Origin of the sequence: Ideonella sp., from assembly GCF_035254525.1 — a bacterium.
Taxonomy (GTDB): domain Bacteria; phylum Pseudomonadota; class Gammaproteobacteria; order Burkholderiales; family Burkholderiaceae_C; genus Ideonella.
The window spans coordinates 69,322-94,108 of sequence record NZ_DATFAN010000184.1 but is presented as its reverse complement, the minus strand read 5'-3'; the positions used below and the strand labels follow the sequence as shown (position 1 = coordinate 94,108).

The 24,787-nt window shown below is 70.3% G+C and carries 21 protein-coding genes and 2 pseudogenes; 7 read left to right on the top strand and 16 right to left on the bottom strand.

All coding sequences use genetic code 11. From position 1 onward, the window contains the following. Window positions 1-29: 29 nt before the first annotated feature. From VJ693_RS19990 to VJ693_RS19980, 3 genes are read right to left on the bottom strand one after another with little or no spacing between them, the layout of a single operon-like run. The gene (locus VJ693_RS19990; protein WP_324157052.1) at window positions 30-1,187 is read right to left on the bottom strand and encodes an HPP family protein; all 1,158 of its coding nucleotides are present in this window, start codon (window positions 1,185-1,187) and stop codon (window positions 30-32) included. Continuing rightward, on the bottom strand, window positions 1,184-2,761 hold the full coding sequence (locus VJ693_RS19985; protein WP_324157051.1) for a formate dehydrogenase beta subunit: 1,578 nt from the start codon (window positions 2,759-2,761) through the stop codon (window positions 1,184-1,186). The genes VJ693_RS19990 and VJ693_RS19985 overlap by 4 nt, the downstream gene beginning before the upstream one ends. Further along, on the bottom strand, window positions 2,758-3,192 hold the full coding sequence (locus tag VJ693_RS19980) for an NAD(P)H-dependent oxidoreductase subunit E (RefSeq protein ID WP_324157050.1): 435 nt from the start codon (window positions 3,190-3,192) through the stop codon (window positions 2,758-2,760). Before VJ693_RS19980 ends, VJ693_RS19985 begins: the two co-directional genes overlap by 4 nt. Before the next feature lie 205 nt (window positions 3,193-3,397). Here VJ693_RS19980 and gcl point away from each other — a divergent pair, with 205 nt between their 5' ends. Genes gcl through VJ693_RS19960 form a run of 4 tightly spaced genes read left to right on the top strand, consistent with a single transcriptional unit; the run spans window position 3,398 to window position 8,202 of the window. Then, on the top strand, window positions 3,398-5,194 hold the full coding sequence (gene gcl / locus VJ693_RS19975; RefSeq protein ID WP_324157048.1) for a glyoxylate carboligase: 1,797 nt from the start codon (window positions 3,398-3,400) through the stop codon (window positions 5,192-5,194). A gap of 16 nt (window positions 5,195-5,210) precedes the next feature. Beyond that, complete coding sequence (gene hyi / locus VJ693_RS19970; RefSeq protein ID WP_324157047.1) at window positions 5,211-5,990, top strand: hydroxypyruvate isomerase; 780 nt, start codon at window positions 5,211-5,213, stop codon at window positions 5,988-5,990. Between the two features lie 35 nt (window positions 5,991-6,025). After that, window positions 6,026-6,928 carry a 2-hydroxy-3-oxopropionate reductase gene (glxR, locus tag VJ693_RS19965; RefSeq protein WP_324157045.1) on the top strand — a complete coding sequence of 301 codons (903 nt, stop codon included), beginning with the start codon at window positions 6,026-6,028 and terminating at the stop codon, window positions 6,926-6,928. After that, complete coding sequence (locus tag VJ693_RS19960) at window positions 6,925-8,202, top strand: glycerate kinase (RefSeq protein WP_324157043.1); 1,278 nt, start codon at window positions 6,925-6,927, stop codon at window positions 8,200-8,202. Before glxR ends, VJ693_RS19960 begins: the two co-directional genes overlap by 4 nt. Window positions 8,203-8,502: 300 nt before the next feature. Here VJ693_RS19960 and VJ693_RS19955 read toward each other — a convergent pair. The 11 genes and pseudogenes from VJ693_RS19955 to VJ693_RS19905 all read right to left on the bottom strand — a co-directional run. Continuing rightward, a pseudogene (locus VJ693_RS19955) lies at window positions 8,503-9,411 on the bottom strand (LysR substrate-binding domain-containing protein); the annotation flags it as partial. Between the two features lie 2 nt (window positions 9,412-9,413). Then, window positions 9,414-10,832 (bottom strand): NAD(P)(+) transhydrogenase (Re/Si-specific) subunit beta, encoded by a 1,419-nt coding sequence (locus tag VJ693_RS19950; protein ID WP_324157042.1) that lies wholly within the window; start codon window positions 10,830-10,832, stop codon window positions 9,414-9,416. Beyond that, complete coding sequence (locus VJ693_RS19945; protein ID WP_324157040.1) at window positions 10,829-11,128, bottom strand: NAD(P) transhydrogenase subunit alpha; 300 nt, start codon at window positions 11,126-11,128, stop codon at window positions 10,829-10,831. The genes VJ693_RS19950 and VJ693_RS19945 overlap by 4 nt, the downstream gene beginning before the upstream one ends. A 7-nt stretch (window positions 11,129-11,135) precedes the next feature. Beyond that, on the bottom strand, window positions 11,136-12,251 hold the full coding sequence (locus VJ693_RS19940) for a Re/Si-specific NAD(P)(+) transhydrogenase subunit alpha (RefSeq protein ID WP_324157039.1): 1,116 nt from the start codon (window positions 12,249-12,251) through the stop codon (window positions 11,136-11,138). Next, window positions 12,245-13,669: a pyruvate kinase gene (gene pyk, locus VJ693_RS19935; protein ID WP_324157038.1), complete on the bottom strand. Its 1,425-nt coding sequence runs from the start codon at window positions 13,667-13,669 to the stop codon at window positions 12,245-12,247. Before pyk ends, VJ693_RS19940 begins: the two co-directional genes overlap by 7 nt. A gap of 70 nt (window positions 13,670-13,739) precedes the next feature. Continuing rightward, on the bottom strand, window positions 13,740-14,777 hold the full coding sequence (locus VJ693_RS19930; protein WP_324157036.1) for a 2-dehydropantoate 2-reductase: 1,038 nt from the start codon (window positions 14,775-14,777) through the stop codon (window positions 13,740-13,742). A 31-nt stretch (window positions 14,778-14,808) separates the two neighbouring features. Then, window positions 14,809-15,588, bottom strand: a complete 780-nt coding sequence (locus tag VJ693_RS19925) for a fumarylacetoacetate hydrolase family protein (RefSeq protein WP_324157035.1) — start codon at window positions 15,586-15,588, stop codon at window positions 14,809-14,811. 13 nt (window positions 15,589-15,601) lie between these two features. After that, the gene (locus VJ693_RS19920) at window positions 15,602-16,066 is read right to left on the bottom strand and encodes a hypothetical protein (RefSeq protein ID WP_324157033.1); all 465 of its coding nucleotides are present in this window, start codon (window positions 16,064-16,066) and stop codon (window positions 15,602-15,604) included. A 22-nt stretch (window positions 16,067-16,088) separates the two neighbouring features. Next, window positions 16,089-16,394: a hypothetical protein gene (locus tag VJ693_RS19915; RefSeq protein ID WP_324157031.1), complete on the bottom strand. Its 306-nt coding sequence runs from the start codon at window positions 16,392-16,394 to the stop codon at window positions 16,089-16,091. Between the two features lie 128 nt (window positions 16,395-16,522). Then, window positions 16,523-17,773, bottom strand: coding sequence for a formyl-CoA transferase (gene frc, locus VJ693_RS19910; RefSeq protein WP_414652318.1), 1,251 nt, complete (start codon window positions 17,771-17,773; stop codon window positions 16,523-16,525). Window positions 17,774-17,815: 42 nt separating this feature from the next. Next, window positions 17,816-18,265 (bottom strand): PAS domain-containing protein, encoded by a 450-nt coding sequence (locus VJ693_RS19905; RefSeq protein WP_324157029.1) that lies wholly within the window; start codon window positions 18,263-18,265, stop codon window positions 17,816-17,818. A 176-nt stretch (window positions 18,266-18,441) separates the two neighbouring features. Here VJ693_RS19905 and VJ693_RS19900 point away from each other — a divergent pair, with 176 nt between their 5' ends. Genes VJ693_RS19900 through VJ693_RS19890 form a run of 3 tightly spaced genes read left to right on the top strand, consistent with a single transcriptional unit; the run spans window position 18,442 to window position 21,937 of the window. Further along, on the top strand, window positions 18,442-19,584 hold the full coding sequence (locus VJ693_RS19900) for an alpha/beta hydrolase (RefSeq protein WP_324157027.1): 1,143 nt from the start codon (window positions 18,442-18,444) through the stop codon (window positions 19,582-19,584). Between the two features lie 60 nt (window positions 19,585-19,644). After that, a complete protein-coding gene (locus tag VJ693_RS19895; protein WP_324157025.1) occupies window positions 19,645-21,120 on the top strand; it encodes a wax ester/triacylglycerol synthase family O-acyltransferase in 1,476 nt (491 codons plus the stop codon). Window positions 21,121-21,130: 10 nt separating this feature from the next. Continuing rightward, window positions 21,131-21,937: an alpha/beta hydrolase gene (locus tag VJ693_RS19890; RefSeq protein WP_324157023.1), complete on the top strand. Its 807-nt coding sequence runs from the start codon at window positions 21,131-21,133 to the stop codon at window positions 21,935-21,937. Window positions 21,938-21,974: 37 nt separating this feature from the next. Here the strand turns inward: VJ693_RS19890 and VJ693_RS19885 are convergent. Together VJ693_RS19885 and VJ693_RS19880 are read right to left on the bottom strand one after the other, a co-directional pair. Continuing rightward, window positions 21,975-23,228, bottom strand: a pseudogene (locus tag VJ693_RS19885) (wax ester/triacylglycerol synthase domain-containing protein); the annotation flags it as partial. 32 nt (window positions 23,229-23,260) lie between these two features. Further along, entirely contained in the window at window positions 23,261-24,745 is a 1,485-nt protein-coding gene (locus VJ693_RS19880) for a wax ester/triacylglycerol synthase family O-acyltransferase (RefSeq protein WP_324157021.1), read from the bottom strand. Between the last annotated feature and the right edge of the window lie 42 nt (window positions 24,746-24,787).

Genomic DNA, 24,787 nt, shown 5'->3' with positions numbered 1-24,787 from the left:
GGCGGCCCGGCGACCGAGGCAGGCCCTCCTCACTCGTGATGCGCGAGCGCACGCACGACATCCGACTGCGTGATCATGCCGGCCAGGCGGCGCTCGCCGTCGATGACCGGCACGTGGTGGTGGCCGGTGGTCGAGAACAGCGGCAGCAGGTCGCCGATCGGCCGGTCCTGGCTGACGACGCGGACCTGGCGGGTCATGATCTGGCCGACCACCTCGACCTTGTCGCCATGCGTCGCCCCCGACGGCCGGATCAGCGCCGCCAGGCGCCGCTCCCAATCGGCCCGCGCCCCGACGCGCGCTTCGCGCATGAAATCGGCCAGGGTGACGATGCCCACCACGCGCTGCGCGCGGTCGGTGACGGGCAGCGACTTGACGCGGTGCTGGCGCAGCAGCGCCCAGGCCTCGTGCAGCGGGGTGCCGAAGCTCACCGAGATCGGCGGGGCCGACATCACTTCGGCGCAGCGGACCTGGCCCGAGCGCCGGCGCCAGGCCTGCATCTGCGCCTGCTCGAGCAGCATGTGCAGGTCCTCGCGGCTGATGTCGAGCACCTGGTTGTAGCGTGCGAGCACGGCGTCGAGGTCGGCGTCGGTGAACGAGCGGCGCCGCGGCTCGTCGACCTTCGGCCCGGCCACGCCGCGCTGCGGGTAGGCGCGGCCGGTGAGCCGGTTGTAGGCCACGCCCGCCAGCATCAGCAGCACCGAGTTCAGCAGCACCGGCTGCAGGGCGAAGGACGGGTCGGCGACGCCGCCCAGCACCATCAGCAGCGCGCAGGCGCCGCCCGGCGGGTGCAGGCAGCGCAGCGCGAACATCACGGCGATGGCCAGCCCGACCGCGAGCGCGGCGGACCAGGGCGCGACGCCGAGCAACTGCACGCAGGCGATGCCCACCAGCGCCGACAGAGTGTTGCCGCCAACCACGCTCCATGGCTGCGCGAAGGGGCTGGCGGGCAGGGCGAACACCAGCACCGCGCTGGCACCGATGGGCGCCACCAGCCACAGCGGGCTGGCCTGCGCCGGCACGAGCGCATGGCACAACCAGGCGGTGAAGAGCACGCCCAGCAGCGCACCGGCCGAAGCGCGCCAGCGCTCGTGTGCGTCGACCTGTTGGTCCGGCGGCAGGAAATCGCGCCAGCTCGCGGCCGGGAGCCGCCGCAGGCCGAGGCCACCGGCCTTCATGCCGTCGCTCACGCCAGCTCCGCGCGGTGTTGCCGCAGCGGCTCGGGCGTGGACGAGTCCTCCAGGCCGAAGTCCTGCGGGTAGTGGTCGAGTGCCGAGAGCACCGGGTACGGTGTCATGCCGCCCATCGCACACAGGCTGCCGGCCAGCATCGTGTCGCACAGGTCGCGCAGCAATCGCACCTGCTGGGGCCGGTCGTGGTTCAGCACGATCTTGTCGATCACCTCGACGCCGCGCGTCGAGCCGATGCGGCAGGGCGTGCACTTGCCGCAGGATTCGATCGCGCAGAACTCCATCGCGAAGCGCGCGAGCTGCGCCATGTCCGCGGTGTCGTCGTGCACGACGATGCCGCCGTGGCCGAGCACCAGGCCCTTGCCCGTGTAGACGTCGTAGTCCAGCGGCAGGTCCCACTGCGATTCGGGCACGTAGGCACCGAGCGGCCCGCCCACCTGGATGGCCTTGGCCGGCCGACCGCTCCTCGTACCACCGCCGATGTCGAACACCAGCTCGCGCAGGCTCAGGCCGAACGGCAGCTCGAACAGCCCGCCGTGCCGGATGTTGCCGGCCAGCTGAAAGGGCAATGTGCCGCGCGAGCGGCCGCTGCCGAAGTCCTTGTAGAACTCGGCGCCCTTCTCGAGGATGGTCGGCACCGCGGCGAAGGTCAGCACGTTGTTGATCACGGTCGGCCGGCCGAACAGGCCCTGCACGGCCGGCAGCGGCGGCTTGGCACGCACGATGCCGCGCTTGCCCTCGAGGCTCTCGAGCATCGCGGTCTCTTCGCCGCAGACGTAGGAGCCGCCGCCGACGCGCACCTCGATGTCGAAGGCCTTGCCCGAACCCAGCATCGAGCGCCCCAGCACGCCGGCGGCGCGCGCCGCCTGCAGCGCGCGCTCGAAGGCCGTGACGGCGTGCGGGTACTCGGAGCGGATGTAGACGAAGCCCTTGCTCGCGCCCACCGCGAGCGCGGCGATGGCCATGCCCTCGATCAGCAGGAAGGGGTCGCCCTCGAGCAGCATGCGGTCGGCGTAGGTGCCGGAGTCGCCTTCGTCCGCGTTGCAGACCACGTACTTCTGCGTCGACGGCGTCTGGGCCACCGTGCGCCACTTGATGCCGGCCGGGAAGGCCGCGCCGCCGCGCCCGCGCAGGCCGGAGTCGAGCACCTCCAGCACGATGTCTTCGGCCGCGATCTCCAGCGCCGTCTTCAGGCCGACCCACGGCACCGGCGCGAGCGGGTCACCGAGGCCGCAGCGTGCGAAGGTCAGCCGCTGCTGGCGCTTGAACTGCGGGATCTCTTCCGTGGGGCCGAGCCGCAGCGGGTGAGCGCCGCCGTCGAGCCAGCCGGCGTCGAACAGCGAGGGCACGTCGGCCATGCCCACCGGCCCGTAGGCGATGCGGCCGGTGGGCGTCTGCACCTCGACCAGGGTCTCCAGCCACAGCAGGCCACGCGAGCCGTTGCGCACGATGTCGACCGGCAGCCCGCGCGAGCCCGCCTGGCCCGCGATCGCGGCGGCCACCACGTCGGCGTCCATCGCGATCGCCGCGGCATCGCGCGGCACGTGGATCGTGGTGCGAGCAGGGCGGCTCATCGGAAATCTCCGGCCTCGGCGAGCAGCTCGTCGAGCCGCTCGGGCGTCACGCGGGCATGGAGCTGGCCCTGCAGCATCACCGCAGGCGATTGCGCGCACAACCCCAGGCAGTACACCGGCTCGACCGTGCAGCCGCCGGCGGCGTGCGCGCGCTGCAGCAGCGCCTCGCCGCCGACCGAGCGGCACGATTCGGCGCGGCACACCTGCAGCACCGGGCCGCGCGCCGGCGCCTGGCGGAAGTGGTGGTAGTAGGTGATGACACCGTGCACCTCGGCACGCGAGAGGTTCAGCGCCTCGGCGATGGGGCCCACGGCCTCGGCCGGCACATAACCCAGCGCATCCTGCACACCGTGCAGCACCGGCATCAGCGGGCCGTCGAGCTGGCCACGCTCCGCGATCACGCGGGCGACCAGGGCGTCGTTGTCTCTCATTCGAAATCCTTGCGTTGTCTCAAGGTGGGCGGGACTATCGCGCCCCACCTCGTCGCGCGCCGTTGACCGCCATCAAGATTCGAAGAACCGCCGCAGCGGCCGCGCGCCCCACGCTTTTTCCAACTCTTGACTGCGGTCAACGGCGAAAAGACCGGCGCAGCCCGACGATCCTCCCCGTGACACGACTGGCCACAGGAGGCACGAGATGGCGAAGATGAGAGCCGCGTTGGCGGCGGTGCTGGTGATGGAAAAGGAAGGCGTGACGCAGGCCTTCGGCGTACCGGGCGCCGCGATCAACCCGTTCTATGCGGCGCTGCGCGAGCGGCAGTCGATCGGCCACATCCTGGCCCGCCACGTCGAGGGTGCGTCGCACATGGCCGAGGGCTACACCCGGGCCCGCGCCGGCAACATCGGCGTGTGCATCGGCACCTCGGGCCCGGCGGGCACCGACATGATCACCGGCCTGTACTCGGCCGGTGCCGATTCGATCCCGATCCTGTGCATCACCGGCCAGGCGCCGCGTGCCCGCCTGTACAAGGAAGACTTCCAGGCGGTCGACATCGAGTCGATCGCCAAGCCGGTGACCAAGTGGGCCGTCACCGTGCGCGAGCCGGCGCTGGTGCCGCGGGCCTTCCAGCAGGCCTTCCACCTGATGCGCTCGGGCCGGCCCGGCCCGGTGCTGATCGACCTGCCGTTCGATGTGCAGATGGCCGAGATCGAGTTCGACATCGACACCTACGAGCCGCTGCCCGTCTACAAGCCGGCGGCCACGCGCAAGCAGGTGGAGAAGGCGCTGGACATGCTGGCCGCTTCGAGCAAACCGCTGGTCGTCGCCGGCGGCGGCATCATCAACGCCGATGCGAGCGCGCTGCTGCAGGAGTTCGCTGAAATCACCGGTGTGCCGGTGATCCCCACCCTGATGGGCTGGGGCAGCATCCCGGACGACCACCCGCTGATGGCCGGCATGTGCGGCCTGCAGACCAGCCACCGGTACGGCAACGCGACCATGCTGGCCAGCGATTTCGTGCTGGGCATCGGCAACCGCTGGGCCAACCGCCACACCGGCTCGGTCGACACCTACACCAAGGGCCGCAAGTTCGTGCACGTGGACATCGAGCCGACGCAGATCGGCCGGGTGTTCATGCCTGACCTCGGCATCGTCAGCGATGCGAAGGCCGCGCTGGAACTCTTCGTGCAGGTGGCGCGCGAGCGCCGCGATGCAGGCCGCTTGAACGACTACTCGGACTGGGCCTTCCGCTGCGCAGAGCGCAAGCGGCTGATGCACCGCAAGAGCCACTACACCGAGATGCCGATCAAGCCGATGCGGGTGTACGAGGAGATGAACAGCGCCTTCCCGCGCGCCACGACCTACGTCTCGACGATCGGCCTGTCGCAGATCGCTGGCGCGCAGTTCCTGCATGTGTACGGCCCGCGCCGCTGGATCAACTGCGGGCAGGCCGGCCCGCTGGGCTGGACGATCCCCGCGGCGCTGGGCGTGGTGGCGGCCGACCCCACGCAACTCGTGGTGGGACTGTCGGGCGACTACGACTTCCAGTTCCTGATCGAGGAGCTGGCGGTGGGGGCGCAGTTCCGCCTGCCCTACGTGCACGTGCTGGTGAACAACAGCTACCTCGGCTTGATACGCCAGGCGCAGCGCAACTTCGACATGGACTACTGCGTGCAGCTGGCCTTCGAGAACCAGAACATGCCGGCCGAGGCAGGCGACTTGCGCGGCTACGGCGTGGACCACCAGGCGGTGGTGCAGGGGCTGGGCTGCAAGTCGCTGCGCGTCACCGACCCCGAGAAGCTCCAGGGCGCGCTGCAGCAGGCGCAGGAGATGGCGCGCGAGCACGCGGTGCCGGTGGTCGTCGAGGTGATCCTCGAGAAGGTGACCAACATCGCGATGGGCACCGAGATCGACAACATCATGGAGTTCGAGGACATCGACTGCCGCCACCCCGATGGCCGCCTGGGCCTGGAGATGGCCGGGCTGCTGGCCTGATCAAGGAGAGACCGACATGCCCCGTTTCGCCGCCAACCTCACGATGCTGTTCAACGAGGTGCCTTTCCTCGACCGCTTCGAGCGCGCTGCCCGCGCCGGCTTCACCGCCGTCGAGTTCCTGTTTCCCTACGCCTGGCCGGCCGCCGAGATCAAGTCGCGCCTGGACGCCAACGGCCTCGCGCTGGTGCTGCACAACCTGCCGGCCGGCGATTGGGATGCCGGCGAGCGCGGCATCGCCTGCCACCCGGACCGCACCGAGGAGTTCCGCGCCGGCGTCGACCGGGCGATCGAATACGCCCACGCGCTCGGCGTGCCGCAGCTCAACTGCCTGGTCGGCAAGGCGCCCGCCGGTGTCTCGGAAGAGTCGTTGCGCGCGACGGTGATCGCCAACCTGCGCCACGCCGCCGCGAGGCTCGGCCAGGCGGGCCTGCGCCTGCTGATCGAGCCGATCAACCGCTACGACATCCCCGGCTTCTACCTGCACCGCACCGACCAGGCGCTGGCGATCCTCGACGAGGTCGGCGCCGACAACGCCTTGCTGCAGTACGACATCTACCACGCGCAGCGCACCGAGGGTGAGCTGGCCGCCACGCTGCACAAGCACCTGGCCCGCATCGGCCATGTGCAGCTGGCCGACAACCCGGGCCGCCACGAGCCGGGCACCGGCGAGATCAACTACCCCTTCCTGTTCCAGCACCTGGACCGCATCGGCTACGCCGGCTGGGTCGGCTGCGAATACAAGCCTGCCGGCACGACCGAAGCCGGCCTCGGCTGGCGCCAGCAGATGGCGCTGTGACCTCTTATTCGAACCCTTTGCAGAAGGACCGCGACATGACCGACAGACCCCTCAAGATCGGCTTCATCGGCCTGGGCACCATGGGCACGCCGATGGCGGGCCACCTGATCGCCGCCGGCCACCAGCTGTTCGTCAACACGCTGGGCAAGATGCCGGCTTCGATCGCCGACAGCAGCGCGACGCAGTGCGTGTCCGTGCGCGGCGTGGCCGAGCGCGCCGACATCATCTTCGTGATGGTGCCGGACACGCCGGATGTCGAGAAGGTGCTGTTCGACGACGCCGGCGTGGCCTCCGGCCTGTCCAAGGGCAAGGTGGTGGTCGACATGAGCTCGATCTCGCCCATCGCCACCAAGGAGTTCGCCCAGCGCATCAACGCGCTGGGCTGCGACTACCTCGATGCGCCGGTGTCGGGCGGCGAGGTCGGCGCGAAGAACGCGACGCTGTCGATCATGGTCGGCGGCGACGAGGCGGTGTTCGAGCGCGTCAAGCCACTGTTCGAGCTGATGGGCAAGAACATCACGCTGGTCGGCGGCAACGGCGATGGCCAGACCGCCAAGGTGGCCAACCAGATCATCGTGGCGCTGAACATCGAGGCGGTGGCCGAAGCGCTGCTGTTCGCCGCGCGCGCCGGGGCCGATCCGGCCAAGGTGCGCGCCGCGCTGATGGGCGGCTTCGCGTCGAGCAAGATCCTCGAGGTGCACGGCGAGCGCATGATCAAGCGCACCTTCGACCCGGGCTTTCGCATCGAGCTGCACCAGAAGGACCTGAACCTCGCGCTGGCCAGCGCCCGCGCGCTGGGCGTCGCGCTGCCCAACACCGCGACGGCGCAGGAGCTGTTCAACGCCTGCAGCGCGCACGGCGGCAAGGCCTGGGATCACTCGGCGATGGTCCGCGCGCTGGAGAAGCTGGCCAACTTCGAGATCGGCGCGCCGCGATGAAGGTGGCCGGCGGCGAGTTGCTGCGCCGGATGTTCGACGCCGCCATCGCCTCGGCCCAGCCCGACCTCTGCGTGCCGCCGCACCTGCCGGCGCCGCCGCGCGGGCGGCTGTTGGTGATCGGCGCCGGCAAGGCTTCGGCGGCGATGGCGCGCGCGGTGGAGCGGCACTGGCCGGGGCCGAAGGACATGCTGGGGGGCCTGGTGGTGACGCGCTACGGCTACAGCATGCCCTGCGAACACATCGAGATCGTCGAGGCCGCGCACCCCGTGCCCGACGCGGCCGGCCTGCAGGCAGCGGCGCGCATGCTGGCGCTCGTGCAGGATCTTGGCCCCGACGACCTCGTGCTGTGCCTGATCTCGGGCGGCGGCTCGGCGCTGTTGCCGTTGCCGCTGGAAGGCGTGACGCTGGCCGAGAAGCAGGCGCTGAACCGCGCGCTGCTGGCCTGTGGCGCCACCATCGCCGAGATGAACTGCGTGCGCCGGCACCTGTCGGCCATCAAGGGCGGCCGGCTGGCCGCGGCCTGCCACCCGGCGCGCGTGCTGACGCTGGCGATCTCCGACGTGCCCGGCGACCACCCGGGCGACATCGCCTCGGGCCCGACGGTGCCCGACCCCAGCACCTGTGCCGACGCGTTGAGCATCGTGCGCCGCCACGGCATCGAGCTGCCGCCGGCCCTGCGGCAGGCACTCGACAGCGGCCGCGGCGAATCGGTGAAGCCGGGCGACCCGCGGCTCGCCGGTGCATCTTTCCGCCTGATCGCCACGCCGCAGCTCGCGCTCGAGGCGGCGGCGCGGGTGGCGCGCGAGGCCGGTGTCGAGGCCCACATCCTGGGCGATGCACTCGAGGGCGAGGCGCGCGACGTGGGCACGGTGCTGGCCGGCATCGCACACCAGGTGGCCGAGCGGGGCCAGCCCTTCGCGCCGCCCTGCGTGCTGCTGTCCGGCGGCGAGACCACGGTCACCATGCGCGGTGCCGGCCGCGGTGGGCGCAACGTGGAATGCCTGCTCGCAATGGCCATCGCGCTCGGCGGCCACCCGCGCATCCACGCGCTGGCCGGCGACACCGACGGCGTCGACGGCAGCCAGGACATCGCCGGTGCGCTGATCGGCCCCGACACGCTGGCGCGCGCGGCCGCGCGCGGCCTGAAGCCGCGCGAGGCGCTGGCCGACAACGACGGCCACGGGTTCTTCGAGGCGCTCGGGTGCTCGGTGGTGACCGGCCCCACGCGGACGAACGTCAACGACTTCCGCGCGATCCTGGTCGAGTCGCCCTGACCTGACCGTCGAGGCGAATTCATGCTCGCGGTCAAGCGGAGAGCCTAGGGTTTGCCCTATGCTGTCGCTGTTCCTGCTTCCCGTGGAATAGCCCGCATGAGTTCAACGGTCACGCCAGCCAAGCCCCTCGTCGCCGCGCCCGCCGCTGGCTTCGCATCCGATACCCGGAGCGAGCTCGTCGCGGCGATGCCCATCGTCATCTTCTACCGCGCTGTGCGCGAGCTGTTCCGCCAGCGTGCCCACAAGCGTGCTGTGCTCGAAGCCTCCCGTCGCTGAAGGCGGCGCCGGGGGGCGCCAGGGCACGATCCGCTCGATCAGCGCGGCTCCCTCGTTGAGCAGGAAATCCTTGAACGCCTGCGCCACCGGCGGCAGGCGCTTGGTGCGCCGGTGCACGACGTACCAGTTCAGCATCAGCGGGAAGCCCTGCACGTCCAGGGCACAGAGTTCGCCCGCCTGAAGCTCGCGGCTCACTGTGTGGGCCGACAGGAAGCTCAGGCCGAAACCGGCCATCACCGCCTGCTTGATCGTCTCGGTGCTGCGGATCTCTATCGCCACGTTCAGGCCCGACAGGTCGCCGCCGAAGCCCTCGCACATCGAGCGCCAGGTGTCCGAGCCCTTCTCGCGCACCACGAAGGGCTGGCGCATCACTTCGGCCGGCGCGATGCCGCGCCGCTGCACCATCGGGTGCGCGGGCGGCGCGACGATCACGTAGGGGTGCGGCGCGAAGGCCTGGTTCAGCGTGTCCAGCTCGGTGGGCGGGCGCACCATGATCGCCAGGTCGGTCAGGTTGTCGGCAATGTGGTCCAGCAGCTCCTCGCGGTTGTGCACCGTGAAGTTGAGCACCACGCCGCTGTGGCGGCCGATGAACTCGACCAGCAGGCGCGGAAAGAAATAGTCGCCGGCGCTGATCACGCCCACGTTGAGCCGGCCGCCGCACACGCCCCGGAACTGCGCCATCGCGGACTCGGCCTGCTCGAACTGCTGGATGATGGCGCGGCTCATCTGCAGCAGCTCGGCGCCGGCCGGTGTCAGGTAGACCTTCTTGCCGAACTGCTCGAACAGCATGTTGCCCGCATGCTCCTCGAGCTTGCCGACCTGCGTCGACACGGCCGGCTGCGTGAGGTGAAGCTCCTCGGCGGCGCGCGAGAAGCTCAGGTGCCGGGCGACGGACTCGAACACCTTGAGCTGGCGCAGCGTCGCATGCTTCATCGTTATTCGACGGCTTTCACCGCATCCTCGACGACCTTCTTCGCATCGCCGAAGACCATCATCGTCTTGTCCATGTAGAACAGCTCGTTGTCCAGGCCGGCGTAGCCCGCGGCCATCGAGCGCTTGTTGACGATCACGGTCTTGGCCTTGTAGGCCTCGAGGATGGGCATGCCGTAGATCGGCGAGCCCTTCTGCAGCGCGGCCGGGTTCACCACGTCGTTCGCGCCGAGGATGATCGCGACGTCGGCCTGGCCGAACTCGGCGTTGACGTCCTCCATCTCGAACACCTGGTCGTAGGGCACCTCGGCCTCGGCCAGCAGCACGTTCATGTGGCCCGGCATGCGGCCGGCGACCGGGTGGATCGCGTACTTGACGTTGACGCCCTTGTCGCTGAGCTTTTGCGCCAGCTCCTTGACCGCATGCTGCGCGCGCGCGACCGCCAGGCCGTAGCCCGGCACGATGATCACGCTCTCGGCATTGCCGAGGATGAAGGCCGCGTCGTCCGGGCTGCCGCTCTTGACGCTGCGCTGCGCGGCCTGACCCTGGGCCACGCCCGCCTCGCCACCGAAGCCGCCGAGGATCACGTTGATGAACGAGCGGTTCATCGCCCGGCACATGATGTAGCTGAGGATCGCACCCGAGGAGCCCACCAGCGAGCCGGCGATGATCAGCATCGGGTTGTTCAGCGAGAAGCCGATGCCCGCCGCCGCCCAGCCCGAGTAGCTGTTGAGCATCGACACCACCACCGGCATGTCGGCGCCGCCGATCGGGATGATGATCAGCACGCCCAGCACGAAGGCGAGCGCCAGCATCACGCCGAAGGCGAGCGGGTGCTGCGTGGCCATGAAGCCGAGGCCGGATGCGATGGTGGCCAGGCCCAGCGCGAGGTTGAGCAGGTGCTGCCCGCGAAACACCACCGGCGCGCCCTGGAACCAGCGCAGGCGGTAGCGGCCCGAGAGCTTGCCGAAGGCGATGACCGAGCCGGAAAAGGTGATGGCACCGATCGCCGCGCCGAGGAAGAGCTCCAGCCGGTTGCCGACGGGGATGGGCTCGCCCTTGGGCAGCCCGCTCAGCAGCGCCGAGGGCTCGGCCACGGCCGCCACCGCGATGAACACCGCCGCCAGGCCGATCATGCTGTGCATGAAGGCGACCAGCTCGGGCATCTTGGTCATCTCGACGCGGCGGGCCATGACGGCGCCGGCCGAGCCGCCGACGAGCAGGCCGAGCAGCACGTAGCCCAGGCCCAGGGCCTGCCCGCCGGCCAACTTGACGATCAGCGCCGCGGTGGTGAACACGGCGATCGCCATGCCGGCCATGCCGAAGAGATTGCCGCGGATCGAGGTCGTCGGATGCGACAGGCCCTTCAAGGCCTGGATGAAGCAGACGCTCGCGAGCAGATAGAGCAAGGTCACGGCGGTCATGCCTTGCGCTCCTTCTTGCGGAACATCTCGAGCATGCGGCGCGTCACCAGGAAGCCACCGAAGATGTTGACCGAGGCCAGCGCCACGGCCAGCACGCCCATGCTCTTGCCGAGCGCCGTCTCGGTCAGCGCGGCGGCGAGCATCGCACCGACGATGACGATGGCCGAGATGGCGTTGGTCACCGCCATCAGCGGTGTGTGCAGGGCCGGCGTGACGGTCCAGACCACGTGGTAGCCCACGTAGATGGCCAGCACGAAGACGATCAGGTTGGTGGCGGCGGGGGAGATGGCGTCCATGGGGGGTTCAGGCCAGGCTGGGTTCCTCGGCGCGCGTCACCAGGCAGGCCGCGACGATGTCGTCGTCCGCCGGGATCTGCAGCGCGCCGTCGCGGGTGAGGATGAGCTTCAGGAAATCGAGCACGTTGCGCGCATACAGCGCGCTCGCGTCGGCAGCCAGCAGCGCCGGCAGGTTGGTCTCGCCGATGATGGTCACGCCGCGGTGCACGACGGTCTGGCCGGGCGCGGTGAGGGCGCAGTTGCCGCCGGCCGGGGCGGCGATGTCGACGATCACCGAGCCGGCCTTCATGCTGTGGACCATCTCCTCGGTCACCAGCCGGGGCGCGGGGCGGCCGGGGATCAGCGCGGTGCTGATCACCACGTCGGCCTGCGCCACGCGCCTGGCCACTTCGAGCTGCTGGCGCGCCAGCCACGAATGCGGCATCGGCCGTGCATAACCACCTTGCCCTTCGGCGGCGTCGCGTTCTTCCTGCGTTTCGCAGGGCACGTCGATGAACCGGGCGCCGAGCGACTCGACCTGCTCCTTCACGCTCGGACGCACATCGGAAGCCTCGATCACCGCGCCCAGCCGCTTGGCGGTTGCGATGGCCTGCAGGCCGGCCACGCCGACGCCGAGGATCACGACGCGCGCCGCCTTCACGGTGCCGGCCGCCGTCATCAGCATCGGGAAGAAGCGCTGGTACGTGTTGGCCGCCATCATCACGGCCTTGTAGCCGGCGATGTTGGCCTGCGAGCTCAGCACGTCCATGCTCTGCGCCCGCGTCGTTCGCGGCGCGGCCTCGAGCGCGAAGGCGACGAGGCCGGCTGCCTGCAGCCGCTGCAGGCCGGGCTGGTCGAAAGGGTTGAGCATGCCCACCAGCGCGGTGCCGGGCGTCATCAGCGCGACCTCGTCGGCCGACGGGGCGCGCACCTTCAACACCAGCTCGCAGCCGAAGGCGCCGGCGCGGTCGGTGATCTCCACGCCCATTGCCTGGTAGGCCAGGTCGGGCATGCTGGCGGCCACGCCGGCACCGGACTGCAGCCGCAGCACGTGGCCCTGGGCGCCGAGCTTCTTCGCCGTCTCCGGCGTCACGGCGACCCGCGTCTCGCCCGGCAGCGTTTCGCGCGGGATGCCGATCAGCATGGCGCCACCCGGTGCACGTGCAGCAGGTTGGTGCTGCCGGCGCGGCCGAAGGGCAGGCCGGCCACCACCGCGATGTCGTCGCCCGACGCGGCAAAGCCTTCGGTCTGCGCAGTGCGTCCGGCGCGCTGCAGCATTTCGCCGACGTCGTGCACGTCATCGTCCACGCGCACGGCATGCACGCCCCAGGCCATCGCGAGCCGGCGCGCCGTGGCCAGCGAGGGCGTGAGGCTGAGCAGGGGCACGGCCGGCCGCTCGCGCGCGGCACGCAAGGCGCTGAAGCCCGAGGCGGTGTAGGTGACGGTCACCGCCGGCCGCAGCAGCTCGGCCACCTGGCGCAGCGAGGCGCACACGGCATCGGCGGTGGTGGCCTCGGCCGGCTGGTGCGTGGCCTCGATCCCGGGCCGGTAGCTCGGGCTCGCCTCGACCCGCGCGATGATGCGGTCCATCATCGCCACCGCCTCCTGCGGGAAGCGGCCCGAGGCCGACTCGGCCGACAGCATCACCGCGTCCACGCCCTCGTACACCGCATTCGCGACGTCGGACACCTCGGCGCGCGTCGGCGACGGAGCCTGCACCATCGATTCCAGCATCTGCGTCGCGACGACCACCGGCTTGCCCGCGCGCCGGCAGGCCTGCACGATGCGGCGCTGCATCTCGGGCACGCGCTCGGGCGGCAGCTCGACGCCGAGGTCACCGCGGGCGACCATCAGTCCATCGCACAGCGCGACGATGCCGTCGAGCTGCTCCATCGCGGCGGGCTTCTCGATCTTGGCCATGATCCACGCGCGCTCGCCGATGATGGCCCGCGCCTCCTCGATGTCCTCGGGCCGCTGCACGAAGGACAGCGCGACCCAGTCCACCCCGAGTGTGAGGCCGAAGGCCAGGTCGTCGCGGTCCTTGGGCGTCAGCGGCGACAGCGGCAGCACCACGCTGGGCACGTTCACGCCCTTGCGGTCGGACACGGCGCCGCCGACCAGCACGCGGGTCTCGGCGAAGTCGCTGCCATGGCGCTCGACGCGCAGGCGCAGCTTGCCGTCGTCGAGCAGCAGCTCGGTGCCGTCGGCCAGCGCGGCAAAGATCTCCGGGTGCGGCAGCGGTGCGCGGCGCCCATCGCCGGGCGTGGGGTCCATGTCGAGACGAAAGGCCGCGCCGGTTTCCAGCACCGCCTTGCCGCCGGCCAGTGTGCCCAGGCGCAGCTTGGGGCCCTGCAGGTCGAGCAGCACGCCGATCGGCCGGCCGTAGTGCTGCTCGAGCCGGCGCACGGTGCGCAGGCGCTGCGCATGGTCGTCGTGCGTGCCATGGCTGAAGTTGAGCCGGAACACGTCCACACCCTGCTCGAACAGGGCGCGCAGCGTGGCCTCGCCGGAACTCGCCGGCCCCAGCGTGGCGACGATCTTGGTGCTGCGAGCTCTTCTCATGACGACACCCTGCGGCCTTCGGCCGGTCCCTCCGAGAGGGAATGAGCCCCTACGGGCGGTCGGGCGGGGCTCATGCCGCCCTCGCCTCGAGGCGGGTGCCGGCTTCGCGCAGGCGCACGTGGCCGCGCTGGTCCTGCATCGTGCGGGCCAGCAGCTTGACCATCGCGTACACGCTGTCGATGTGCGGCGTCGGGGTGCTGGTCAGCCGCGCCAGCTCGACCACCGAGCCCAGCAGCGCGTCGATCTCCAGCTCGCGGCCGGCCTCGACGTCCTGCAGCATCGAGGTCTTGTGCTTGCCCACCTTCTCGGCGCCGGCGATGCGCTTTTCCAGCGGCACGCGGAAGCTGATGCCGAGCTTGTGCGCGACCGCCTGGGCCTCGCTCATCATCCGGGCCGCCAGTTCGCGGGTCAGCGGGTACTGGCAGATGTCGACCAGGGTCGAATGCGTGAGGCTGCTGATCGGGTTGAAGGTGAGGTTGCCCCACAGCTTGAGCCAGACCTCGGCGCGGATGTCGTCCAGCACCGGCGCCTTGAAGCCGGCGTTGGCGAAGCAGGCGGCGATGCGCTGCACGCGCTCGGTGTCGGTGCGGCCGTCGAGCTCGCCGAGCGGGAAGCGGTCGCCTTCGATGTGGCGCACCACGCCCGGCGCGACCAGCTCGGAGGCCGGGTAGACGACGCAGCCGAGCACCCGCGCCGGGTCGATGGCGGCGGCGATGCGGCCCTGCGGGTCCACGCTGGCCACGCGCGTGTCCTCGTGCGGGCCGCCGTGCTTCTGGAAGTACCAGTAGGGGATGCCGTTCTGCATCGGCACGATCGTGGTGTCGGGGCCCAGCAGGTGCGGCAGCGAATCGACCACCGCCTCGAGCTGGTGGGCCTTCATCGCCGGAATCACCAGGTCCTGCGGGCCGGCCTCGGCGTAGTCGTCGGTGGCCCGCACGTGCAGCGCGGTGTGCTCCTGGCCGTCGGCGGTGACCAGCTTGATGCCGCGTTCGCGGATGGCGTCCAGGTTGCGGCCGCGCACGATGAACGTGACGTCCTCGCCGGCCAGGGCGAGCTTCGCGCCGACCAGGCCGCCGATGGCGCCGGCGCCGATGATGGCTATCTTCATGGTGGAGTCCTCGAGTTGAAAATCTGTCGCATCAGCCGTAGCGGTTGGCGAGCCGGCCGATGCCGTCGATCTCCACCTCGACGAGGCTGCCCGGCTTCATCGAGCCGACGCCCACCGACGTGCCGCACAGGATCACGTCACCGGGCAGCAGGGTCATGTCGAGCGAGATGCGGCTGACGAGCTGGGCCACGCTGAACGTCATGTCGCTGATGGGGTAGTCCTGCCGCACCTGGCCGTCCAGCAGCGTCCTGACGCGCAGCGCCGTCGCGTCCAGCCCGGTGGCCACGACGGGGCCGAGCGGGCAGAAGCCGTCCAGGCCCTTGGCGCGGGTCCACTGGGGGAACGAGGCGTCGCGGAACAGGATGTCGGAGGCCGTGACGTCGTTGCCGCAGGTGTAGCCGAACACGTGGGCCATCGCGTCGGACTCGGTCGCTGCGCTGCAGCGCTTGCCGATCACGATGCCCAGCTCGCCCTCGAAGGCCACCTTGCCACCGCCATTTCCACCACGGGGCAGCGGGATGGCATCGCGGTGGGCGCTCCACGAGTTGGGCGATTTCAGCAGGTACAGCGGCTCCTCGGGCAGGGCCGCCCGCAGCTTCTCGCGCAGCTGGCCGAAGTTGTTCCACAGCGCGATCACCTTGGTCGGCTGCACCGGCATCAGGACCTGCACGCGACTCAGCGGCACGCTGCGGCCGGTGGGCGCGTTGTCGCCGAAGAAGTCGCCGCGGTGCTCGTGCACCTGGTCGTCGACGAGCGTGCCGAAGGCGTCGAGGCCGTCGAGGCGGTAGCGGAGCCAGCGGGTGTGCGTCATGGTCGGGCCAGGTTCAGTCGAAAGGCAGCCAGCGCGTGTCCACCACCGAGGCAGTGAGCTCGCCGAGCATCGAGGGGTTGCGGGTCATGTGCGCGCCGGCTTGCTGCCAACGCGCGCGCTGCGCCTGCGCCGGGTCGGTGTCATCGATGAAGCCGACCACCGGCTTGGCCCGGTGTCCGGCCAACCAGGCCAGGCATGCGGCTTCGTCTTGCTCGTCGAGCGGGCCGATCAGCAGCACCGCGTCGGTGACCGGATCGGCATCCAGGCGCATCAACAGCTCCGGCACGGTGAGGCCCGCGGGCAGGCCCTCTTCCAGCACGACGACCAAGGAGGGCGCGAGACCGAAGCGCCTGAGCTGGATCGCCAGCTGCGGGACGAGGGCTGCCGAGCGGGTGACGATGCCGATGTGGCCGTCGCCAAGGCGGCTGCCCCCGCCCTGCAGGGCGTCGCGCTTGCGCTTGTTGAAGAGAATGGCCATCGCGCGGTTTCCGCTGCCGGCCTCAGATGCCGAGCTCCAGCGTGGCCGCCTGCGCCCAGTCGAAGGGCGCGCGGGCGCAAGGCTTGTACTGGCGCGTGCGTTCGTGGATCGCGGCGGCGAGGAAGTCGGCGTCGTAGGCCTTGAGCAGATGGGGATGCCGGGTCTCGACGTAGTGGCGCAGCCGGATCTCCGGCTTCGGGCTGTAGCGCAGCAGCTGCGAATAGGTCTGGCTGTCCCAGTGCCAGTGCAGGCCGAGCTCGTAGAACGCCGCGTTGTAGGCATTGCGTTCAGCGTCGTCGTGGCCGAGCTCGGGGGGCAGGTCGTTCATCATGATCGTCTCCTTGGGGAGTGCTGGTCAGAGGTGCCAAGCCACTGTAAGAAGCGCTGCCGATCAATGACAGTCAATTGTTTTTATGCAGACCATCAGCCGCGCGTGATGGGTCTGCCCCGCCGTTCTCAGATGGCCTTTTCGGCGCGCAGCAACTCGAGGTCGGCGGCGCCGTAGCCGAGCTCGCGCAGCACCTCGTCGGTGTGCTCGCCCAGCAGCGGCGCCCGCGTCACCTCGGTCGGGCTGTCGGACAGCTTGATCGGGTTGCCGACGGTGAGGTGGCGCCCGCGCGTCGGGTGGTCCACCTCGACCACCGTGCCGCTCTTGCGCAGCCACGGGTCCTCGGCCACCTCCTTCATCGACAGGATGGGGCCGCAGGGGATGTCGTACTCGTTCAGGATCTCCATCGCCTCGAACTTGGTCTTGGTCATCGTCCACTGCTCGATGCGCGCGAAGATCGGCTTCAGGTGCAGCAGCCGGGCCTGCGGCGTGGCGTAGGCCTCGTCGTCGATCCAGCTCTCCTCGCCGATCACCTTGCACACGGCGGGCCACACGGCGGCCTGGGTGATGAAGTAGATGTAGGCGTTCGGGTCCGTCTCCCAGCCCTTGCAGCGCAGGATCCAGCCGGGCTGGCCGCCACCCGAGGCATTGCCGGCGCGAGGCACCGCGTCGCCGAACTTGCCGTCGGGGTACTGCGGGTACTCGTGCAAGGTGCCGGTGCGCTCCAGGCGCTGCTGGTCGCGCAGCTTGACGCGGCACAGGTTCAGCACCGCGTCCTGCATCGGCGCCAGCACCTTCTGGCCGCGGCCGCTGTGCGTGCGCTGGTACAGCGCCGCGACGAGGCCCAGCGCCAGGTGCAGGCCGGTGCCGCTGTCGCCGATCTGCGCGCCCGTGACGACCGGCGGGCCGTCGTCGAAGCCGGTGGTCGAGGCGGCGCCGCCGGCGCACTGGGCAACGTTCTCGTAGACCTTGCAGTCCTCGTAGCGGCCCGGGCCGAAGCCCTTGACCGAGCCGACGATCATGCGCGGGTTCAGGCGCTGGATGTGCTCCCACGACAGGCCCATGCGCTCCATCGCGCCGGGCGCGAAGTTCTCGACCAGCACGTCGCAGTGCTTGATCAGCGTCTCGAGCACCTGCTTGCCCTTGGGCTTCTTGGCGTCGAGCGTGATCGAGCGCTTGTTGTGGTTGAGCATCGTGAAGTAGAGGCTGTCCACGCCGGGGATGTCGCGCAGCTGGCCGCGCGTGGCATCGCCTTCGCCGGGGCGTTCCACCTTGATCACGTCCGCCCCCAGCCACGCGAGCAGCTGGGTGCAGGTGGGGCCCGACTGCACGTGGGTGAAGTCGAGGATGCGAACGCCGCTGAGCGCCTTGTTGTCCATTGCCATCTCTCCAGGTCGGTTTCGGATTCGGTCAGGCGTCGTTCAAGCGGCGCTGCGGGCGGCGACTTGCTCGAGCTCGGCGAGGCGCCGGCGCAGCGCCTTGTCGTCATTGAAGCGGGCGGTCTCGTCGCGGATCACCGCGGCCACCCCCCCGACCTGGCCTTGCGAGCCGGTGAGCAGGGCCACCGTGAAGGCGATCGACAGCGTGTGGCCGTCCTTGTGCAGGGCGGGCACGCGCAGCAGCGAGCTGCCGTAGCGCGTGATGCCGGTGTCGACCGTCTTGGCATAACCCTCGTTGTGGCGGCTGCGCTGGCGCTCCGGGATGATCAGGTCCAGCGAATGGCCGAGCGCTTCCGCCTCGCTGAAGCCGAACAGGCGCGTCGCCGCGGCGTTCCACACCACGATCGCGCCCGAGGCGTCGGCGACGATCACCGCGTCGCCCATGGCACGCACGAGTTGGCCGAAATCGATGGAATCAATCGAAGAGGTCACCGCTGTCTCCTTGCCGTGTTGCCCTCTGCGGGGTGTTGAGCGTGGACAGACTGTGCGGTGACGCGGTCGCGCGCGCCGTTGACCGCGGTCAAGATTCAAAAAAAGGTGACGTTCGTCATCGGCAGCGCGGCGCCCGACCGTCAGGCGCCGATACTTGCCTTCACGGAAGGGCCCCCTTGAAACCACTGCACGAAGCCATCCGCCGGACCATGCTGTTCCCTGCGCTTCGCCTGATGCGCGCGCAGATGAAGCTGATTTCGGACCCGGTGCACCTGCGCCAACTGGCTGCGCGGGTGGACGCACTGGGCAGGCAGGCGCCCGACGTGCACACCGAGCGCGTCACGGCCGGCACGGCCCCGGCGACCTGGGTCGACGTGGCGGGCGCGCGCCGCGACCGGGTGGTGCTGTACCTGCACGGCGGGGCTTTCGTGGCCGAGACGCCGCGTTTCCATGGGGCGCTGTTGGCCCGCATCTGCCGCGAGGTCGGCGCGCGTGGCTTGATGCCGGGCTATCGGCTCGCCCCCGAACACCGCTACCCGGCGGCGCTCGATGACTGCATCGCCGCCTATCGCTGGCTGCTGGGCCAGGGCATCGAGGCGAGCTGCATCATCGTGGCCGGCGACTCGGCCGGCGGCAACCTGACGCTCGCGCTGCTCCTGCGCGCACGCGATGAAGGGCTGCCCTTGCCCGCCGGCGCGGTGGCGCTGTCGCCGGTGGCCGATCTCACTTTCAGCGGCGACTCGGTGCGGCGCAACGACGGCATCGACGACATGTTCAGCGCCGACCTGATGGACGCGCTCGTGCCGGTGTACCTGCCGCAGCCAGACCTGTGCACGCACCCGCATGTGTCGCCGGTGTTCGGCGACTACGCCGGCATGCCGCCGCTGCTGCTGATCGTGGGCAGCACCGAGCTCCTGCTCGACGATTCGGTGCGCGTGGCCCAGCGTTGCCCGGGAGCGCAGTTGCTCGTCTGGCATGGCATGCCGCACGTGTTTCCGGGCTTCGACTTCCTGCCCGAGGCGCGCGAGGCCACCGGGCGAATCGGCCGCTTCGCGCGCGAATGCCTGGCCAGCGAGCCCGAGCCGCAGGCTCCGGTGGAGGCGGGACACGCAGCGCGCCGTCTGGACGCCGTGGCCCGGTTTTACCTGGCGCTGGCGGTGCTGACCGGCACGGTGTCGCTGGCCATGCTCGCCTTCCAGCCAGCGCCTGGGCTCGGTGCACTTCTTCCAGGGATGGGCTTCGGGCTCTCGATGCTCCTGTTCCTGCGCCGGCGTCGCCGAGGATTCTTGCGATCCGTCAACGGGCGGTCGGCGCGCTGATCCTCCAATGGGATCGAGCGGCAACCATGCCGCATGGCCGCCGCTACCGGAGCTTGTCCGATGACTGAGACGTCCGAACGCATGTCGCGGGTCGACACGGCTTGGTTGCGAATGGACAGCGAGCGCAACCTGATGATGATCGTGGGCGTCTGGCTCCTGCGGCCGGCGCTCGACCCCATGGCGCTGCGCCGACGCCTGGAGGCCAAGCTGCTCGGCTACGCGCGCTTTCGCCAGAAGGTGGTTCAGGAAGCCGTCCTGTCCTATTGGGTCGAGGACGAGGACTTTCGCATCGATCGGCACGTGGTGGCCGAGAAGCTCGCCCGCCGGCGCGGGCGCAGCGAGCGCGAGGCCCTGCAGCAGCGTGCCAGCGAGCTGGCGACCACGCCGCTGGACCACGCGCATCCGCTGTGGCAGATGCACGTGTTCGATCACTACGAGGACGGCAGTGCCGTGATCGTGCGCATCCACCACTGCATCGCCGACGGCATCGCGCTGAACGCGGTGCTGATGTCGATCATGGATGGCGGCACCGACCTGCGCCCGCCGAGTCAGGAGCCCGCGCCCGGCGGGCAGGGCGGCGGCTGGGTCGCCGACGAGCTGATCAAGCCGCTGACCGGGCTCACCGTCAAGGCGATCGGCCTGTACGGCGACGGCCTCGTGAAGGCGATGGACTACCTGGCCCATCCCGAGCAGTCGGTGGCCGAGTCGGCGGAGCTGCTGCGCAATGGCGCCCGGGTGCTGCGCGACGCGGCGGCCCTGGCGCTGCTGCCCGACGATTCGCCGACGCTGCTGAAGGGCAAGCTGAACGGCCGCAAGGTCGTGGCCTGGTGCGAACCGCTGCCGCTGGATCAGGTCAAGTCGGTGGGCAAGGCGCTGAAGTGCTCGGTCAACGACGTGCTGCTGTCGTGCGTGGCCGGCTCGATCGGCCGCTACCTGCGCGATCACGGCGAAGACCCGGCGGGCAAGGAGATCCGGGCCATGGTGCCGGTGAACCTGCGCCCGCTGGAGGATGCCTGGCAGCTGGGCAATCGGTTCGGCCTGGCGCCGGTGGTGCTGCCGGTCGGCATCGAGAACCCGATCGAGCGGCTGTACGAGGTGCGCGATCGCATGCAGGAGCTCAAGGGCAGCTACCAGCCGCTGCTGGCGTACGCGCTGCTGGCGGTGTCCGGCGTGCTGACCAAGCCGCTGCAGGATGCGATCTCCAACATGTTCCTGCGCAAGACCACGGCCGTGATGACCAACGTGCAGGGCCTGGCGAAGCCGGTCAAGATCTGCGGCAGCACGGTGCGGCAGAGCATCTTCTGGGTGCCCTCGTCGGGCGACGTGGGCGTGGGCGTGAGCATCGTGTCGTACGTGGGCGGCGTGCAGTTCGGCCTCATCACCGACAGCCGGCGTTGCCCCGACCCGCAGAGGATCATCGAGCGCTTCGCGCCCGAGTTCGAGACGCTGCTGCTGATGACGCTCATGCTGCCGTGGGCGACCGAAGCGAGCTATCGCAGCGGGGCGGCGCCCTGGACGCCCCCGGGACTGCGCTGACGCCGGTGCGATGGTCAAGCGTCACCCCCACACCGGTCGCCCCAGGCCTGCGCACTCCTGGCTGGAGCCGCGCGCGCTGCTCGAGCTGGCGGCGCTGCCGTGGTCGCTGCCGGTGCTGGCGACCGCGCCGCGCGGCGATGGGCATCCGGTGCTGCTGCTGCCGGGGTTCATGGGCAGCGAGTCGTCGCTGATCGGCCTGGAGCTGTTCCTGCGCAACCGGGGCTATGCGGCCGAGACCTGGGGCCTGGGGCGCAACGTCGGCTTTCAGACCAAGCACGCCAACGCTCTCGAACAGAAGATCCGCTACCTGCACCACATGACGGGCCGCAAGGTCAGCCTGGTGGGCTGGAGCCTGGGCGGCGTGTTTGCGCTCTACGGCGCGCACCAGGTGCCCGAATGCGTGCGCAGCGTCGTCACGCTGGGCAGCCCGATCTCGGTCGACCCGGAAGGCAGCGCATCGCCGCCGCTGGTCAAGGCGATGTATCGGCTGATTGCCCACCCGATGGGGCCGGCCGCCCACACCTTGCAGCCGCGCGCCAAGACGCTGAGCGCGCGCCAGGCCTTGCCGATGCCGCTGAGCTGCCTGTACTCGCTCGGCGACGGCGTCGTGCCGCCGCAGGAGGCCACCATCGAGGGCGACCCGGCGCTGCACGAGAACATCCGCGTGCCGGGCAGCCACCTCGGGCTGGCCTTCAACGCCGTGGTGCTGTGGATCGTCGCCGACCGGCTTTCGCAGCCGGAAGGGGCGTGGCGCCGGTTCGTGCCGACCGGGCCGATGGGTTACGCGTACCGGCTGCTGACGCGCGGCGAGGCCTAGGCCTGGCGCCGGCCAGCGCCAGGTACTCCTGGAAGCTGCCACGCACGCATTGCGTGAAGGCCTGCGGGTCGGGCATCAGCTCGCGGCACGAGGTGGGCGACACGTTGATGCGCGCGTCGTAGTCGCTGACCGCGAACACCAGGCCCATGCCGTCGGCGATCGGCAGGATGGCCGAGAAGTAGGTCATGCGCGCGCCGTGCAGGTACACCGGCACCGGCGGGCCGGGCACGTGGGTGATCGTGCAGGCCGGCAGCGGCATGCCGGGTTCTTCCGGAACCGGCTCCTGTGCCGAGGTCTGCCCGTGGATCCAGGCCAGCCGCGCCACCGGGTCGGCGATGCTGGTGCCGAACCGGATGCGGCGCGACGTGCCCGAGGGCCCGCGCTCGGCCTTGATGCACAGCGGCACGACGGCCGTCAGGTCGGTTCGCGGCAGTTCCGCATGGGCTTCGAGGTAACGCCTCAGGCCCCCGGAGCACACCGCCAGCACGGCATCGTTGACGGTGGCGCCGGGAACCAGGGCGCGGATGCGCTCGAACTCGCCGAGCGGGAAGCGCCGTGTGTCGAACACGCGATGCGGCGAGACCACGGCGTTGAAGCGCGTGGCGGCCGGTTGGTGCTCGGGGTGCAGCACATCGCGGGCAAAGGCCACCACGGTGGGCATGGCGCGCAGGAGCGGCGCCGCCAGCCGCCAGGGCGTGAACGCGGCGTTGATGCCGGCCCGGGCCAGCAGCTCGAACGGGCCGGGCGCGCGCTGCGGGAACCACGGCGCGGGCGGCGCCGGCTTCGGCGGCCGTCGCGTGGTGTCGTGCAGCACCTCGACGAACTCGTTGCGGCTTTCCACGTCGATCGCGGCGTGGTGGATCTTGGTCAGCAGCGCGAAGCTTCCGGGTGGCAGGTCGGTGATGCTGTCCAGGCCCTCGATCACGTAGATCTCCCACAGCGGCCGGTGCAGATCGAGCGCGCGCGCGTGGATGCGCGAGGCCTGGATGCAGAACTGGCGCCAGTCGCCCGGCTTGGGCAGCGCGATGTGGCGCACGTGGTATTCGAGGTCGAAGAACTCGTCTTCGACCCAGTACGGGTGGTCGAGCTCGAGCGGCACGCGCAGCAGCTTGCTGCGGAAGATGGGTGAGCGGTACAGGCGGCTCTGGATGTGCGCGAGGATGTCCTTGAAACGCAGCTTGCCGCCCGGCACCGTGCTCTGGTCGTAGATCTGGACGAAGGTGACGTTGGCGTTGGCGTGGATGGTGTCCGCGTACAGGAAGCTCGCGTCGTGTCCGCTCAGCTGGCGCATGGGTGGGCTCCGAAGAACGAGGGGTGAGGCATTCAGCGTGTCCGGCTCGTGCGCGCGGCGGGCCGGCTGCGCGCCGTCAGGTCGGCCAGCTCCTGCAGCAGCGCGGCCGAGAGTTGGCGCGGGTCGGGGACGGCCACGTGCGCCGTCGTGAAGCCGAAGCCCATCGTGCCGGCGTAGCTCATCACCGTGATGTTGAGCCCGATGCCGTGTTCGACGATCGACAGCGGCCAGTAGTCGGTCATGCGGGCACCGGCCGCGTACAGCGGCACCTGCGGGCCCGGCACGTTGGAGATCACGACGTTGGCCAGCGGCGGCATCGCCTCGACGATGCCCGACCGCCCGTACAGCGCCGCCAGGCCTTGCAGCACCCACGGCACGCCGATGGACGGGAAGTCGGTCGGGATCACCCCCTTGGCGCGCTGCGCCAGCGCCTTCATCGCACCGGCGGCATCGCGGATCGCGCGCAGCCGCTTCACCGGGTCGGCCATCTGGGTATGCAGGTTCACCAGGGTCAGCGTGGCCTGGGTCCTGTACTCGGTGTTGCCGGCCTGGCGCAGCGAGACCGGCATCGTGGCGATCAGCGGCTTGCGCGGGATGCCGCCATGCTGCGCCAGGTAGCGGCGCAACGTGCCGCTGCACAGCACCAGCACGATGTCGTTGAGCTTGGCCTCGTGCACCACGGCCAGGCGCTTGAGCGTGTCGAGCGGGACGGACACCGCGGCGAAGCCGCGCTCGCCGGTGATCGGCACATTCAGCGGCGTCTTCGGGCCGAATGAGAAGTTCTGCCCGAGTCGGCCGTTGGCCTGGCCCGGCGTGCTGCCCGTCCCGCCCGTTCCACCCAACAGGCCAACGAGCGTCTTCGCCACGTCGGGCAGGTGCCGCACGAGCTTGATGTACTGGCCCACGTCGTGCTTCAGCGCGGCCGCGGCGAGCTCGGCCAGGCCGGGATGCTCGGGATGCGCGGCATGGGGCCCGGCGCCGCGCGGAATCGCCCGCGGCTTCGGCGTCACGTCGAACAGCGCCTGCGACAGCAGCACGCCGGCCTGGCCGTCGAGCACCGCATGGTGGACCTTGAAGTAGTAGGCCACCTGGCCCGATTGCAGGCCGTCGATCACGGCCATGCGCCACAACGGGCGGCTGCGGTCCAGCAGCTGGGAGTGCATGTGGGCGACCCCGTCCTCGAGCTGGGCCTGCGTACCGGGGCTGGGCAGCGTGAGATGCTGCACGTGGTAGTCCAGGTCGATCTCGTCGTCCTCGATCCACACCGGGTTGGCGAACTGCAGCGGCATCGGCGCGAGCTTGCGCGTGAGGACCGGCGCGAGGCGAAGCCGCCGCCGCATCTGCCGCTTGATGTCGGCATGGAAGTCGCCCGCGTAGCCGGCCGGCAGGTCGAAGGCGTGCAGCGACGCCACGTGCATCGGCGTCTCGTTCGTCTCCAGGTGGAGGAACGCGCCATCCACACCGCTCAAGCTCTTCATCTGCCGCCCCAGGCTGGTGATCAGCCAGTAACGCTTCATACCGCCTCGCGACGCCAGCGCCTTGCGCCAGATCACTTCCAC